Consider the following 13,757-nt stretch of genomic DNA (forward strand, 5'->3'; position numbering starts at 1 on the left):
ATTTTAAGCCGTTTTTAATGTCTGCATGTATATAAATTTCTTATCTTTGGTTATAAGCAGTCAGTCTTTTAATATTCATATGCAATGATTAGACTACCCAGCTATATTATATTTTTTCCATAAGCCAATTAATCTTTAATTCACATAAATAAAACGTACTTGCTGTTATGTGAATTAAAAATATGAAATTGACTATCATCGGAGCCAATAGCATGAAGTTTTTTAAGCAAATTATTATTTTAATTACTGCCTGTCTGGTACTGGGAGCCTGTCAGCAGGATAAAACCAGTAATAAACAGATTATTGTCGGCACTTCACCCGGCCCCTATAGCCAGCTTTTTCTTGATGCAGTAAAACCTATTCTGGAAAAACAGGGATATCAAATTAAACAAGTTGATTTTTCTGATTTAATGCAGGCTGATATCGCTTTACAGCAAGGCAGTATTGACGTAAATGTTGATCAGCATACTGCCTATATGGATGCATTTAATCAGAATAAAAAAGCCAATCTGGTTGCTTTAACTCATATTCCTACTGTGCCAACAGCAATTTACTCTAAGCGCCATACAAACTTGCAGGCTATAAAAAAAGGGAGTGCTATTGCAGTTCCAAACGATCCGGCAAATGCGGCACGCGCCTATCGTCTGCTGGCAAAAGCTGGCTGGATTACCCTTAAGCCTTCAACTAATCCGGGAATGATATCTAAAAATGATATTAAGTCAAATCCTTATGAATTGAATATCACTGAGCTGGATCCGGGCAATATTCCGCGTACTTTATCAGATTTTGATTATTCAGTTATACCCGGAAGCAGGGCATATGCTGCCAAAATTAATCCTGATCTCGCTTTGTTACAGGAAGATATTATTCCTTCATTTGAATTAGTTGTGGCTGTAAGAGCAGATAATGCTCCAAAAGAATGGGCACAGGCTGTGAAATCAGCTTATAGCTCAGCAGAGTTCAAACAGTATATGCACACACACAATACCAAAAATTACTGGTATGTGCCGAAAGAAAATAACTGAGATAGATGTACAGTTATAAAAAAACTGCCTTTAGACAAAAGGCAGTTTTAATTATGTGCCGTGAATTATAGCTTATGCTGCAAAGCGTTTTTCTACTTCATTCCAGTTGACGATTTCCCAGAAATTACTTAAGTAATTCGGACGGCTGTTGCGATAGTCAATATAATATGCATGTTCCCAGACATCGCATGTCAGCAAAGGAGTGTTGTCAGTGGTCAGAGGTGTGGCTGCATTACTTGTAGAAACCAGGTCAAGATTACCGTCCGGTGTTTTTACCAGCCAGGCCCAGCCTGAACCAAAAGTACCTGCAGCTACTTTGTCGAACACTTCTTTAAAAGCATCAAAACTTCCCCATTTTACATTGATTGCATTTGCTAAAGCACCATTTTCTGTTAATGCAGCGCCTTTTGGCGTAAAGCCAAACCAGTAAAAAGTGTGGTTCCATGTTTGAGCTGCATTATTAAATAACCCGCCCGAAGATTTTTTGATAATTTCTTCCAATGGCATATTCTCAAACTCTGTTCCCTTAATTTGGTTATTCATATTGGTAATATAGGTCTGATGATGTTTACCATAATGATATTCCATGGTTTCTTTTGAAATATGTGGTGCTAATGCATCAAGAGCATAAGGCAGTTCTGGTAATTTGTGTTCCATGGTTGTGATTCCTTCTGATAGAGTGGGTGTTGCTTATTTTACTGTGAGCTCATTTTTAGTTAAATGGGATATATTTTTAAAATATAACCATTTTAACCCATTTTAAACCATCATGTGGTTTGTTAATATTGTAATACACTGCTATCAATGCCTGCAAATAAGCAGATAAGCAGGAGCTTAATGGTAAAATAAATAAAGTAGTGATTAAAGTTAAAAGACATGGAAGAAATTGATATCAGTATTGATGAAACAAATCAATTAGCAGTACCACCGCATTCTATGGAAGCTGAACAGTCGGTTTTAGGTGGTTTGATGCTTGAAAATAGTGCTTGGGACAGAATTGCAGACTTAATAGATGAAGACGACTTTTACCGTCATGAACATCGCCTGATATTCAGAGCAATTAAGGCTCTAGTAGAATTGTCACGTCCGGCAGATGTGATAACTGTACAGGAAGAATTGCAAAAAAAGGAAGAGCTTGATCCGGCAGGGGGGTTGGAATATTTGATAACACTGGCACAAAATACGCCATCAGCAGCAAATATCCGAAGGTATGGTGAAATTGTCCGTGAACGCTCTATAATGCGTCAGTTGGCACAAGTGGGAACACAAATTGCCCGCTCAGCTTATAGCCCGCAGGGAAAAGATGCAGCTCAAATGCTGGATGAAGCCGAAAACAGTGTTTTTCAGATTGCTGAATCAACTGCACGATCAAAACAGGGCTTCCTGACTATGCCTGTATTGTTAAAAGAGGTTGTAGCTCGAATTGATTACCTGTATTCTCGTGATAATAAAAACGATGTGACTGGTGTTTCAACTGGCTTTATTGATCTGGATAAAATGACATCAGGTCTGCAACCGGGAGATCTGATTATTGTTGCAGGTCGTCCGTCAATGGGTAAAACGGCTTTTTCACTGAATATTGCTGAACATGTCGCTATTGCAGAAAAATTACCGGTAGCTGTTTTTTCAATGGAAATGGGTGGTGCACAATTGGTTTTGCGTATGTTAGGTTCTGTAGGCCGTGTTGATCAAAGTGTTCTGAAAACAGGTCAGTTACAGGATGAGCACTGGGGTAAACTCAACGATGCAGTAGTTAAACTTACCGATTCGCCAATGTTTATTGATGAAACCCCCGGCTTAACTGCTCTGGAAGTGCGTGCACGAGCACGCAGACTGGCGCGACAACAAGGTGGTAAACTAGGACTGATTGTGCTTGATTATCTGCAATTAATGTCTGGGTCTGGCCGCTCAGACAACCGTGCTTCTGAGCTGGGTGAAATTTCACGTTCTTTAAAATCACTGGCTAAAGAACTTCAGGTGCCTATTATTGCATTGTCACAATTGTCCCGTACAGTAGAGCAGCGAACAGATAAGCGACCTATGATGTCGGATTTGCGAGAATCTGGAGCCATCGAACAGGATGCAGATTTAATTATGTTTATGTATCGTGATGAGTATTATCATCCTGACAGTCAGTTTAAAGGTCTGGCAGAATGTATTATCGGTAAACATCGTAATGGTCCAACAGGAAAAGTTCACCTTACTTTTCAGGGGCAGTTTACAAAATTTGATAATGCAGCTATGCCTGAAGGTTATTTTGATGATTAGGCACTTTCCAAAATTATGTGAAATGATGTAAAATTAGCTTAAAATAAATTTATTTTATATTGTGTATGGCACTTTATAGGGCGATATTATGGTCTCATCAAAACCCGTTAATGCTGGTTTTACTTTAATTGAAGCGTTAATTGTTTTAGCAATTACAGCAATTCTGGCTGCAATTGCTTTTCCTCAAATGCAAAGAATGATTGCTACGCAGCGTGCCTATAATCGTGCAGATCAAATTTTATCTTTATTTCAGTTTGCGCGCGCAGAAGCAATCCGGACAAATCAGCCAGTATTAATCTGCCCGACTACAATCAGACAAAATGCAGCTACTTCTAATGTTTGTGTAAACTTTAGTGCAGAGTGGCAGGGATTTATGGCGTTTAATGATAAGAATATGGATGGCAGCTATACACAAAATATAGATTCAATGATACGGGTTGTTGCTGTAAATCAGAACAATGATAATAAACTAAATATAAATACAGGATTTTGCAATTCTAATCAAAATACATGTAATCCTATTACAGGAAGTGGCGTTTTAGGCTTTATGCCAAACGGTCAGTTTGGTATCGGTAACGGAGCAAATAAAAGTAACTGGAGAATTGGTCAGTCCAATGTCGTTGTTGAAATCACCGATATACAATATGCTAGTATTAGTAGACGTATTGTTGTTACACCTAGTGGTAAACCTATAGCATGTTATGGCAAAAATGGTACAAATATCCGAGAATGTAGTTTAGCGCTGCCTTAACCAAAATAATGGAATATAAATATGTCTCAATTAGAAATTAAAAAATCTAAACATAATTTATACAATTATAAATTACAACAAGGTACAACTATAGTTGAAGCAGTAGTTGCGATTTTTGTGCTTTCTTTTGGCGTACTTGTGTTAATGCTCGCTCAGATCAATGCAGTGAATACATCAATAAATGCGGCAAATCAAGGTGAGGTAACAAGAGCAGTACAAAATCTTGTAGAAGAAATGCGTTCTCAACCGAAATTAGTAATTAATGAAAAATTGGATGCTAATTCGACTAAAATACAGTTTATTGGTAAAGATTATTCTGAATATGCCACCACTGATATAAATACCTGTTCTGCTAGATTGAATGTGCATTTGATAAATACAACCTTAAATAGTTGTGTGATTAATGCCAATGGAAATGTTAGGGTTAGTTGGGGAGGGCAATCTTTAGGCAATAATGATACAACTGATGAATTTTCATATAGTTTGACAGCAGGCCAATCATGAAAAAAAATGCTCATATTCAAATTAATTTATTTAATAATCGAAATAATTTGAATTCATTACAGCTTTTTAAAAAGCAATCTGGATTTAGTTTGATTGAATTAATGGTGGCCTCAATCATTAGTATTATTGTATTACTGGCTGCAAGTTCAACCTTTTTTAGCACATATAGATTGAAAGAACAGGTAAAAAGTAGAGTTGAATATGAGCAGGATGTAAGAAATGCTGCGAACTTGCTAAGAAGTGATGCCAGGCAGTTAGGTAATTTTAGTTGTATGCAACCGCCTACAGCAGATGATTTAAGTAATATTTTTAATGCCACTTTTTCTCCTACACCTGCGAATGGGAGCCAGTATTTATCCACAAATTTTAATGGTGATATTGGAGTAACTCAGGCTAGTGGAAGTCAATCACTGATCATAACTTATATTAATGAAGATTATGCAAATGGATTGGTTGCAACTGATTGTGGTAAAGATATCCCTGATTTGGCAAATCATATAAATGCAGCGGTATATTTGGTTGGTACAACAAATGACGGTGATCAAGCTCCGGGGCTTTATCGGGTAAACTACAGTAACGGTGTATGGACATCTCCTCAGTTGATTATAAGTAATGTATCAGATATACAATATAGTTTTGAATATGACGGACATCAGGATGCAGATTGTCCTCAAACAGCATCAGACATTGTTAAACCTAACAATGTTTCCAGCCAGACTGTAAATACCGCTAACTATGAAAAACCTCCAGTATTAATAACAGCAACACTGACTATTAATCCTACTCAGGCAAACAATCAAAGTGTGAATTATGTAATCAATGCAATGGTAAGACAGGGCGAAGTTTGTATTAATAATCAGGCAACTCAGGCATCTCAACCCTGATTAAGTATTCAAATATTTAAATAGTTATGGAATATGACTGCATATATGAAATCATATAATAGAATACAGAAGAAACAATCTGGTTTTGCACTGTTTTTAGTGCTGATTATGATGATTGTCATTGCTTTTTTGGTTGTTGCGACAATACAAAGCACATCTATGGATACCCGTACTAGTGCCAATGACAGTGATCATCAGTTTGCTCTTCAAAATGCTCAAACAGGCATTATTGCAGCTGAAGAATTTATTGGCACCTGGCCGGCTCAAAATCAAAAGAAACATTTTACTTGTGAATGTAAAGACGGTCTGTGTGCTGCTAATAATATAAAGCCAGCAATAGCTAATAGTAAGCTGGCTACTGTAGAAAATTGTGGTGATTTGCAGGAAGTCTGGAAACGACAAAATGTGTTTGATGATTCGGCTAAAGATCCTTCTATTGTTTACCCTACTCAATCCGAATCTGCATCAAGTGTTAAGAGTGAAGTAAAATACAGATATGTTATAGAATATTTAGGCCCTGATAAAGCTGCTGGGACTGGGATATATTTATTTAGGATCACAGCAAAAGGGTGGGGACGCAATGCATCAACTACAAGTATGGTTGAAGAAAATGTGCAGGCAGCCCTGTATGACAATTAATTTTCCAAATAATTATTAAAGATATTCTAAATGAATAAAAAATTATTAATTCAAGGTTTTTCGTTGTTAGAAATGATGGTAGTAGTAGTTATTATAGGAATATTATCAGCTATTGCGATACCTATTTATACCAATCATATTGAAAAAGCAAATATAACAGATGCCAGTACAGCATTAATTAATATCAATCAAAAGATTGCAGAAAGAAAATTAGAGTTGTTGAATGGTAATCTAGTAGAAGGTGATATAACTACTATCATTAGTAAACATGCAAATGATAATAGTAATGTCAGTGAAAAATATACTATTACTGCAAAATGTGATGATAAAGATGATAGTTGTCTGAATTATCGGATATTTGCGGAGCCCCAAAGCGGTAAGGGACTGAAAAAATCAGTCTGGTTAGGAAGCAGTGCCGGATTATATATTTGTGATCTGACTAGTATTGAAAACATTAAAAATGCATCAGAAAATGAAAAGTGTGCTAAACAATAAAACTCTATATTGATCAGGTAATAAAAAATTTGCCAATACAGTTCTACTCAAAAGTAATTGTATTGGCGATCTGAAAAATAAATATAATGTTTAGCGTAAACAATTATTAATCCAGCTTTGACGTTGCTGATAATTTAGAACCTGTAAAAATTCATACTGTACTTTTAATTCATCTATATCTTGCTGGATCCGCGGCATATAATAATTTAAAACATAACGTTTAGCTTCAGTTTCATCAAATTTTGGCTTCATCAAAATCTGAGTTAATTGTTCTCTTTTACGTTTACTATTCGCAGTATGCTGTAAATTAGTATCTTGGTTTCTTTTATACTGCATTCTAATCAGCCTGAGCCGAGCTTTTTGCATTTGAGTTAATTCAAGTTTACGTAAATCACAATTAATTTGGCCAGCAGCAAAAGTGGAGAAAGTAAATGTCAATATGACAAAACCGGCACAATAGCGGGCTATTTTTTGCCAGCTTGAAAACATCATTTTGTTCTCCCTTTGATTTTCATCAGTTATTATGAGTATACTTCAATAGCGGTCAAGCACATATAATGGTAGTAAACTTGCGTAAATAATATAATTCATTATAGATAATTTTTAATATGAATAAATTAACGAAACCGGATTTTTATATTGCCCCTAGTATCTTATCTGCAGATCTTGCCTGTCTTGGTAATGAAATTGTTTCTGTAATTAATAGCGGGGCAGACTGGATTCATTTTGATGTTATGGATAATCATTATGTGCCAAATCTTACGTTCGGTCCTATGGTTTGTCAGGCAATAAAACCATATGCTTCTGTTCCCATCGATGTACATTTAATGGTAGAACCAGTTGATGAGATGATTAATGCTTTTGCAAAAGCCGGTGCGGATATTATTACTTTTCATCCTGAAGCAAGTAAGCATGTAGATCGAAGCTTAAATCTAATAAAGACAGCCGGATGTCAGGCAGGAGTAGTATTAAATCCGGCTACACCAATAAGTGTATTGGAAGAAGTATTAGATAAAGTAGATGTCATATTACTGATGTCGGTTAATCCTGGTTTTGGCGGGCAGAGCTTTATTCCTTCCACGCTGAAAAAAATTCGTAAGGTTAGGGCAGTAATTGATGAATATACTCGTGAAAGTAAAAGATTTATCCGGTTAGAAGTAGATGGTGGAATAAAAATTGATAATATTGCTCAGATAGCAGCAGCAGGAGCAGACACATTTGTTGCAGGTTCTGCAATTTTTGGTCATAACGACTATTCTAAGCAAATTTCTGCTATGCGTGCACAATTAGCTGAAATAAAATAAATTATTTATTTGACATTTAATTAATATATTAATATTTTTGATATATTTTGCCATAAAAATATAGTTTATATTGTTAATTTTTAAAAAGGTAGCCTGATAAATTTCAGACTACCTTTTATTATTAATCCTGGTATGTCAAATAGAGTATTCCATTAATGAGCTTCATCCCAGTTATGCCCATATCCGACATCAGCAATTAATGGAACTTTTAATTTAGCCACATTTGCCATTAATTGAGGCAAATGTGTTTGTACAGATGGCAACTCATATTCAGGTACCTGTAATACAAGCTCATCATGTACCTGCATAATCAGTTTAGTTTGCATTTTTTCCTGATTAAGCCATTTATATACAGCAATCATGGCTCGTTTAATTAAATCAGATGCCGTCCCTTGCATTGGTGCATTTATCGCAGCTCTGAATGCTCCGGCGCGTTCGTTAGCATTTGTGCTTTTTAAACCAGGCAGATACAGACGACGTCCGAATAAGGTTTCTACATAGCCATGCTGTAATGCTTGTTCTTTAGTTTTTTCCATATATTCGTGTACACCCGGATATCTGTTAAAGTAACGTGATATAAAGTGTTGTGCAGCCTGCAATTCAATTCCTAACGATTTGGCCAGACCATATTCACTCATACCATAGATTAAACCAAAATTAATGGTTTTAGCATAACGACGTTGTTCTGCGGTTATTTGTTCTTGATTTGTCGCAAAAATTTCTGCTGCGGTACGCTTATGAATGTCCTCATCATGCTGAAAGGCATCAATTAAGCTAGAATCATTAGAAAGATGAGCCATAATCCTTAGCTCAATCTGAGAATAATCCGCAGAAACAATAAACTGATCGGGTGGAGCGATAAAACTTTTACGAATACGCCGTCCTTCTTCAGTACGTACCGGAATATTCTGTAAATTTGGATTATTACTGGCCAGACGACCTGTAATAGCGACAGCTTGAGCATAGGTAGTATGTACACGACCGGTATTCGGATTAATTAGTTGCGGTAATTTATCTGTATAAGTGGATTTTAATTTAGCCAGACTACGTGTTTGTAAAATAAGCTTGGGTAGGGGATAATCTGCTGCAAGCTTTTCCAGCACGGTTTCATTGGTAGAAATACCTCCGGATGAAGTTTTTTTCAGGCCGGAAGTAGGGATTCCCATTTTTTCAAACAGAATAGACTGAAGCTGTTTGGGTGAGTTTAAATTAAAAGGCTGTCCTGCCAGTTGATATGCCTGTTCTTCGAGTCGAACCAATTCAGTACCAAGCTCATGGCTTTGCTGAGCCAGTTCCTGACGATCTATTAGTACTCCGGTGCGCTCCATGTTATAAAGTACGTTTTCTACAGGGATTTCGAGATTACGATATAACTCAAGTTGCGCTGTATCCATCTGTTTTCTTAGTAAAACTTCAAGGCGAAAACAAACATCTGCATCTTCTGCTGCGTAATTAACGGCATCTTCAAGCGCGACATCAGCAAAACTGATTTGTTTTGCGCCTTTGCCACATAGATCTTCATAATGAATAGTTTGCCAGTTCAGATGTCGAAGTGCCAATTCATCAAGACCATGGCCTAAATGGCTTTCAATTATATAAGAAGCCAGCATTGAGTCGCCGGTAATTCCCTGTAAGTTAATCTTATAGTTAGCCAGAACATGTTGATCATATTTAATATTTTGACCAATTTTTTCGGGTATATCTGCTTCCAGATAAGGTTTCAGGGTAGCAAGCACGGTTTCAATAGCTAATTGTTCACTGATTACTGCCGGGCTGTGTCCGACAGGTATATAAAATGCTGTTCCTGGTTCTAAAGCAATACTGATACCGACAAGATGCGCATTCATCGCATCCAGGCTATCTGTTTCTGTATCCAGAGCAATAACTTTAGCGTTGTCTAATTGTTGTTGTAATTTATTTAATTGTTCAATTGTGGTAATAGCTGAATAGTTCTTGGGTATATTTCTGATTTGTTCAGTTTCAGCTGTATTTTCTATAATTTTAGTATCAGCACTATCATCGGTTTCAATATCACTAAACAGATCATTAGCAGGCTGAGAAGTTTCATTCATATTCTCATGACAATGATTTTGTGCTTCTTTTAACCAGCTTTTGAAACCAAGTTGCTTGAATTGTGAAATTAATTCTGCCCAATTCGGAGTTTTTCGCTGTAAATCTTCAATTCCGTGCGGTAGCTCATGATGTAAATCTACATCAGTTTTAATAGTAATTAATTGATAGGATAGGGGCAATTTTGATAATGCAATTCTGAGATTTTCACCAACTTTACCTTTAATTTCATTAGCATGTTCAATTATATTTTGTAATGAATCATATTCCTGCAACCATTTAACCGCTGTTTTAGGACCGCATTTTTCTACACCGGGTATATTATCAACTTTATCACCAATCAGACTAAGATAGTCTATTATCTGGTGCGGTTTTACGCCAAATTTATTAAATACACCTTCAATATCAAGCTTTTCATTGTTCATGGTATTGACAAGCGTAATTTGATTGTTAACCAGCTGAGCCATGTCTTTATCACCAGTAGAAATAATAACCTGATAGCCGGCTTGTTCTGCTGAATAAGCTAATGTACCAATTACATCATCAGCTTCAACACCTTTGACAGATAAAACCGGCCAGCCCATTAATTTCACTAATTCTGGTAACGCTTCAGCTTGTGGTCTAAGATCTTCTGGCATAGGCGGGCGATTAGCTTTATATTCAGGATAAAGCTGATGGCGAAAATTTTCACCTTTAGCATCAAATATACAACATGCATAATCATGCGGTGTATCTAAACGCAAACGCCGCAGCATATTTAGTACACCATATAATGCACCTGTAGGCATACCTGTTGGGCTGGTTAATGGCGCAAGAGCATGAAATGCCCGATATAAATATGATGAACCATCTACCAGTAATAGTTTTTTTTGCATAATTATTCCAGAAATATCAGTTCTTACTTACACATTCATTATTAGAAGCAAGAAACAGATGTTAGATATAAAGCCTCAATAAATTTGTATTTTACGATAAAAAATATCATCAGTAATTTAAAACTATGATTGAATTGGCCAAGTATTATTGAAAATAGCTTTGAATAGATTTAATTTCGCAAACTATGTAATTTAGTTAAGTGTTGCTTACTATTTATACTGTAAATACAAAATATTAAATATTATTCTTAAAAAAGTGTTGCGCTGTAGTTTTTATGTGTTTAGTTGCTTTTATTTTTTGTTGGTTAGCCTGGAATCAAAAAGTGTTGAACAAATTGCAAATAAAATTGTTTTTGGTGCTAACATATTAATTCTTGAGAAACGAGATTTCAGATGCATGTTGAATTAGTTTTTCAATGCCAGAATCATTTTTACAGATAATTGTATTTTTTGTAATTATTTGCTTCTATTCTTAATTTATAGTATAATATAGCAATAATATATAAGCAATTTTTAAATACTTTATATAAATTTATAATATAATGATAATGCGAGAAATAATTGGATATTATATCTGAGCTATTAGCAGATAATAATTTTATAATGGATTAGATTTTAATTGAATTGTGATTAAAAAAGAAAAATTTCCTCTGATGATAAGCTAATTTGTATTAGCTCAGATTTGAGATGGTTCTCGTGACTAGGTGTCTTCTGACAGATAGCTATGTGCCAATGCAGACGTTTAAGGTTTCCAAATAATTTTCAGTTTTAGTTATGGCTGATGATTTAGCATTGATAGAAATAACCAAAAATAGCTTAATATCTACTTCAGCAACATTTATGCACGCAGCCTCACTAAAAAAATAATGGCAGTAGTAATAAATCTATCCTCCCTTTATTCAAAAATTCTTGTTTTAACAAAAATTAATCATTTACTGAGTTCGATTTAATAGCTGGTTGTATTTAAACAGCTTTAGTAAATACATGTTATCTCCGAAATTATCATTCTAATTAAAGCATCAGTTGATCTTTCAGATCAGGTAGTGCACTCATTTCATACAACCGCTTGCTTAGCTTAACCATTAAATAAAACAAGCGACTAGCAAGCAATTTATAACATTAAAAAGGGAATATTTATGTTAAAAACCGATATTAATTTATTAACAAAATTCTGTCGAAAGCTTTTGTTTTCGTCACTTATTTTATCATCCCCCCTGGCATTAGCAGAAGATTTTACCATTGAGCGTTTAAGCTTATTTGTTTCAGATGGGGCAAACGTTTATGAAAACAGGCCTCTTAATACTGCTATCAATACACTACCTTCGAATATCAGTGTAGATTTTCAAACAAAAACAGATGCCAATGGCGATACTGTTTGGCAATGGAATTTAAAGAACAAGTCTAAAGTTAACTATAACAACTTGCGTATAACAGGGTTAATTGATGTCGATCTTGATGCCCCTGATAATACTTTTTTTAATGAGTATGGCTCATTATTGTCACTCAGCGCTCCAAGTGGTTATATTGCTCCCGATAAATGGGAAATCAGTGAGCCTGGCTATTTAAAAGGTGATCTTATCACAAGAGCCAGTCATGGTTCTTTAAAAAATACTTCAGTTTATAACGATGCCAGTACAACAGATGACCCTGCCATGGCACTATCAATTGATATTGGCAATTTAAGAGCTGGTCAGGAAATTATTGCGGTTGCTACATTGGCAGGAAACTCAACTATCGGTTTGATCCAGCGAGACAGCATAACATCACCTAAAACATTTTTTAACTTCTATGCAAAAAAAGGATATTTTGATAGAGCTTATCCTGATATGGTGCAAGGCGGTTTACTAACCACAGGTTCAGCCATTAAAGAAGGTAATGTCTGGGTATGGGGATTCAGAGGCTCATCCCAACAAGGCAATGGAACGAAGGTTGTTTCTAGCAATAAAGATCCGGCCAAAGTAAATAGCCTAACGAACATTATTGGTCTAACAGGAGGTGCTTATCACCTAATTGCTTTAGATAATGAAGGAAATGTCTATGGCTGGGGACAAAGCGGTTATGGAGAGACGGGTTGTAAACCAACAAAATCAATTTATGTTTCTACCCCTTGTAAGGTATTGAAAAATGCAGTGCAAATTGGAGCTGGTGAGTATTTTTCAGTTGCATTAGATGCTGATGGAAAAGTTTGGACATGGGGACATAACTTATATGGGCAGCTTGGTAATAATGGAAAGAAAAATAGTCAGATACCTATTGCTGTTGACTTAAAGGGTGAAAAAGCACGTTTAATTGGTGGGGCTTATGAAGGCGCTTTTGCAGTGACTGAAGAGGGCCATGTCTGGGCATGGGGTGACAATGAAGCCAGCGGGTTAGGTTTTCAAGGTTCTAATTACGGGGTTCAAAAAATAATTCGCACTCCCACGCGTGTGCCTAATTTAGATCAATATGCTGATCGTATGACCTATATCGCCGGTGGCAATGGCTGGGGTGAAGCCTTACTGGATGATGGTACGGTGATTGGTTGGGGGTTACATGCTGCACTCGGACAAGGAACGACTAAAACCAATATTAGCTCACCAGAACCTGTTGTTGTCATGAAAAATGTCGCTCAACTCTATGCGCGTTATGTGGGTTCTATCGCATTAACCGAGGATGGAAAAATCTATACATGGGGGCAAACGGGTGGCAGTGCTTTCCCAATGATTTACGGAGCATCTCCTACCTTACGCACACCACATGCTAATGATCCTGTTGTTTCTGTGGGTGGGGGTAAAGAACATGTGTTCTATCAAACCGAAAGTGGCGCTATATATGGCGTTGGCTATAACGATCTCCATAAAATCGATCAAACCAAATGCTGTGCGTCTAGTATTGATTGGCCGGGTAAAGGCGTAGCAATTGGAAATACACAATGAGAGCGTATTCAATCCTATTAATAATTA

At 36.1% G+C, this 13,757-nt stretch carries 12 protein-coding genes; 9 read left to right on the top strand and 3 right to left on the bottom strand.

Translation table 11 applies throughout. From position 1 onward, the window contains the following. Positions 1 to 212 precede the first annotated feature (212 nt). Positions 213 to 1,025 (top strand): MetQ/NlpA family ABC transporter substrate-binding protein, encoded by an 813-nt coding sequence (locus GY065_RS05260; protein WP_037474055.1) that lies wholly within the window; start codon positions 213 to 215, stop codon positions 1,023 to 1,025. Between the two features lie 72 nt (positions 1,026 to 1,097). Here GY065_RS05260 and GY065_RS05265 read toward each other — a convergent pair whose 3' ends face one another. After that, entirely contained in the window at positions 1,098 to 1,682 is a 585-nt protein-coding gene (locus tag GY065_RS05265; protein WP_174833334.1) for a superoxide dismutase, read from the bottom strand. 219 nt (positions 1,683 to 1,901) lie between these two features. Between GY065_RS05265 and dnaB the strand changes: the two genes are divergently transcribed. The 6 genes from dnaB (at position 1,902) to GY065_RS05295 (ending at position 6,566) form a co-directional block, all read left to right on the top strand. Next, positions 1,902 to 3,293 carry a replicative DNA helicase gene (dnaB, locus tag GY065_RS05270; protein ID WP_174833335.1) on the top strand — a complete coding sequence of 464 codons (1,392 nt, stop codon included), beginning with the start codon at positions 1,902 to 1,904 and terminating at the stop codon, positions 3,291 to 3,293. Between the two features lie 88 nt (positions 3,294 to 3,381). Then, positions 3,382 to 4,044 carry a GspH/FimT family pseudopilin gene (locus GY065_RS05275; protein ID WP_174833336.1) on the top strand — a complete coding sequence of 221 codons (663 nt, stop codon included), beginning with the start codon at positions 3,382 to 3,384 and terminating at the stop codon, positions 4,042 to 4,044. Between the two features lie 21 nt (positions 4,045 to 4,065). Next, positions 4,066 to 4,548: a hypothetical protein gene (locus GY065_RS05280; RefSeq protein ID WP_174833337.1), complete on the top strand. Its 483-nt coding sequence runs from the start codon at positions 4,066 to 4,068 to the stop codon at positions 4,546 to 4,548. Then, entirely contained in the window at positions 4,545 to 5,432 is an 888-nt protein-coding gene (locus GY065_RS05285; protein WP_174833338.1) for a PilW family protein, read from the top strand. The genes GY065_RS05280 and GY065_RS05285 overlap by 4 nt, the downstream gene beginning before the upstream one ends. Positions 5,433 to 5,477: 45 nt before the next feature. Further along, entirely contained in the window at positions 5,478 to 6,071 is a 594-nt protein-coding gene (locus GY065_RS05290; RefSeq protein ID WP_174833339.1) for a PilX N-terminal domain-containing pilus assembly protein, read from the top strand. 30 nt (positions 6,072 to 6,101) lie between these two features. Continuing rightward, positions 6,102 to 6,566 (top strand): type IV pilin protein, encoded by a 465-nt coding sequence (locus tag GY065_RS05295; RefSeq protein ID WP_174833340.1) that lies wholly within the window; start codon positions 6,102 to 6,104, stop codon positions 6,564 to 6,566. A 90-nt stretch (positions 6,567 to 6,656) separates the two neighbouring features. On the opposite strand, the gene GY065_RS05300 is transcribed toward GY065_RS05295, so the two are convergent. Continuing rightward, positions 6,657 to 7,058, bottom strand: coding sequence for a Spy/CpxP family protein refolding chaperone (locus GY065_RS05300; RefSeq protein WP_174833341.1), 402 nt, complete (start codon positions 7,056 to 7,058; stop codon positions 6,657 to 6,659). 116 nt (positions 7,059 to 7,174) lie between these two features. Here GY065_RS05300 and rpe point away from each other — a divergent pair, with 116 nt between their 5' ends. Further along, the gene (gene rpe, locus GY065_RS05305; protein WP_174833342.1) at positions 7,175 to 7,870 is read left to right on the top strand and encodes a ribulose-phosphate 3-epimerase; all 696 of its coding nucleotides are present in this window, start codon (positions 7,175 to 7,177) and stop codon (positions 7,868 to 7,870) included. A 152-nt stretch (positions 7,871 to 8,022) separates the two neighbouring features. On the opposite strand, the gene polA is transcribed toward rpe, so the two are convergent. Continuing rightward, the gene (gene polA / locus GY065_RS05310; RefSeq protein ID WP_174833343.1) at positions 8,023 to 10,815 is read right to left on the bottom strand and encodes a DNA polymerase I; all 2,793 of its coding nucleotides are present in this window, start codon (positions 10,813 to 10,815) and stop codon (positions 8,023 to 8,025) included. A gap of 1,136 nt (positions 10,816 to 11,951) precedes the next feature. Here polA and GY065_RS05315 point away from each other — a divergent pair. After that, on the top strand, positions 11,952 to 13,730 hold the full coding sequence (locus tag GY065_RS05315) for a hypothetical protein (RefSeq protein ID WP_174833344.1): 1,779 nt from the start codon (positions 11,952 to 11,954) through the stop codon (positions 13,728 to 13,730). The last annotated feature ends 27 nt before the right edge of the window (positions 13,731 to 13,757 follow it).

Origin of the sequence: Snodgrassella sp. ESL0323, from assembly GCF_013346865.1 — a bacterium.
Classification (GTDB): Bacteria; Pseudomonadota; Gammaproteobacteria; order Burkholderiales; family Neisseriaceae; genus Snodgrassella; species Snodgrassella alvi.

What these genes read in the sequence shown, in the direction of transcription:
- polA (WP_174833343.1), bottom strand. Translation starts at nt 10,815, where the DNA reads ATGCAAAAAAAACTATTACTGGTAGATGGTTCATCATATTTATATCGG.
- GY065_RS05315 (WP_174833344.1), top strand. Translation starts at nt 11,952, where the DNA reads ATGTTAAAAACCGATATTAATTTATTAACAAAATTCTGTCGAAAGCTT.
- GY065_RS05280 (WP_174833337.1), top strand. Translation starts at nt 4,066, where the DNA reads ATGTCTCAATTAGAAATTAAAAAATCTAAACATAATTTATACAATTAT.
- GY065_RS05275 (WP_174833336.1), top strand. Translation starts at nt 3,382, where the DNA reads ATGGTCTCATCAAAACCCGTTAATGCTGGTTTTACTTTAATTGAAGCG.
- dnaB (WP_174833335.1), top strand. Translation starts at nt 1,902, where the DNA reads ATGGAAGAAATTGATATCAGTATTGATGAAACAAATCAATTAGCAGTA.
- rpe (WP_174833342.1), top strand. Translation starts at nt 7,175, where the DNA reads ATGAATAAATTAACGAAACCGGATTTTTATATTGCCCCTAGTATCTTA.
- GY065_RS05265 (WP_174833334.1), bottom strand. Translation starts at nt 1,682, where the DNA reads ATGGAACACAAATTACCAGAACTGCCTTATGCTCTTGATGCATTAGCA.
- GY065_RS05290 (WP_174833339.1), top strand. Translation starts at nt 5,478, where the DNA reads ATGAAATCATATAATAGAATACAGAAGAAACAATCTGGTTTTGCACTG.
- GY065_RS05260 (WP_037474055.1), top strand. Translation starts at nt 213, where the DNA reads ATGAAGTTTTTTAAGCAAATTATTATTTTAATTACTGCCTGTCTGGTA.
- GY065_RS05300 (WP_174833341.1), bottom strand. Translation starts at nt 7,058, where the DNA reads ATGATGTTTTCAAGCTGGCAAAAAATAGCCCGCTATTGTGCCGGTTTT.
- GY065_RS05285 (WP_174833338.1), top strand. Translation starts at nt 4,545, where the DNA reads ATGAAAAAAAATGCTCATATTCAAATTAATTTATTTAATAATCGAAAT.
- GY065_RS05295 (WP_174833340.1), top strand. Translation starts at nt 6,102, where the DNA reads ATGAATAAAAAATTATTAATTCAAGGTTTTTCGTTGTTAGAAATGATG.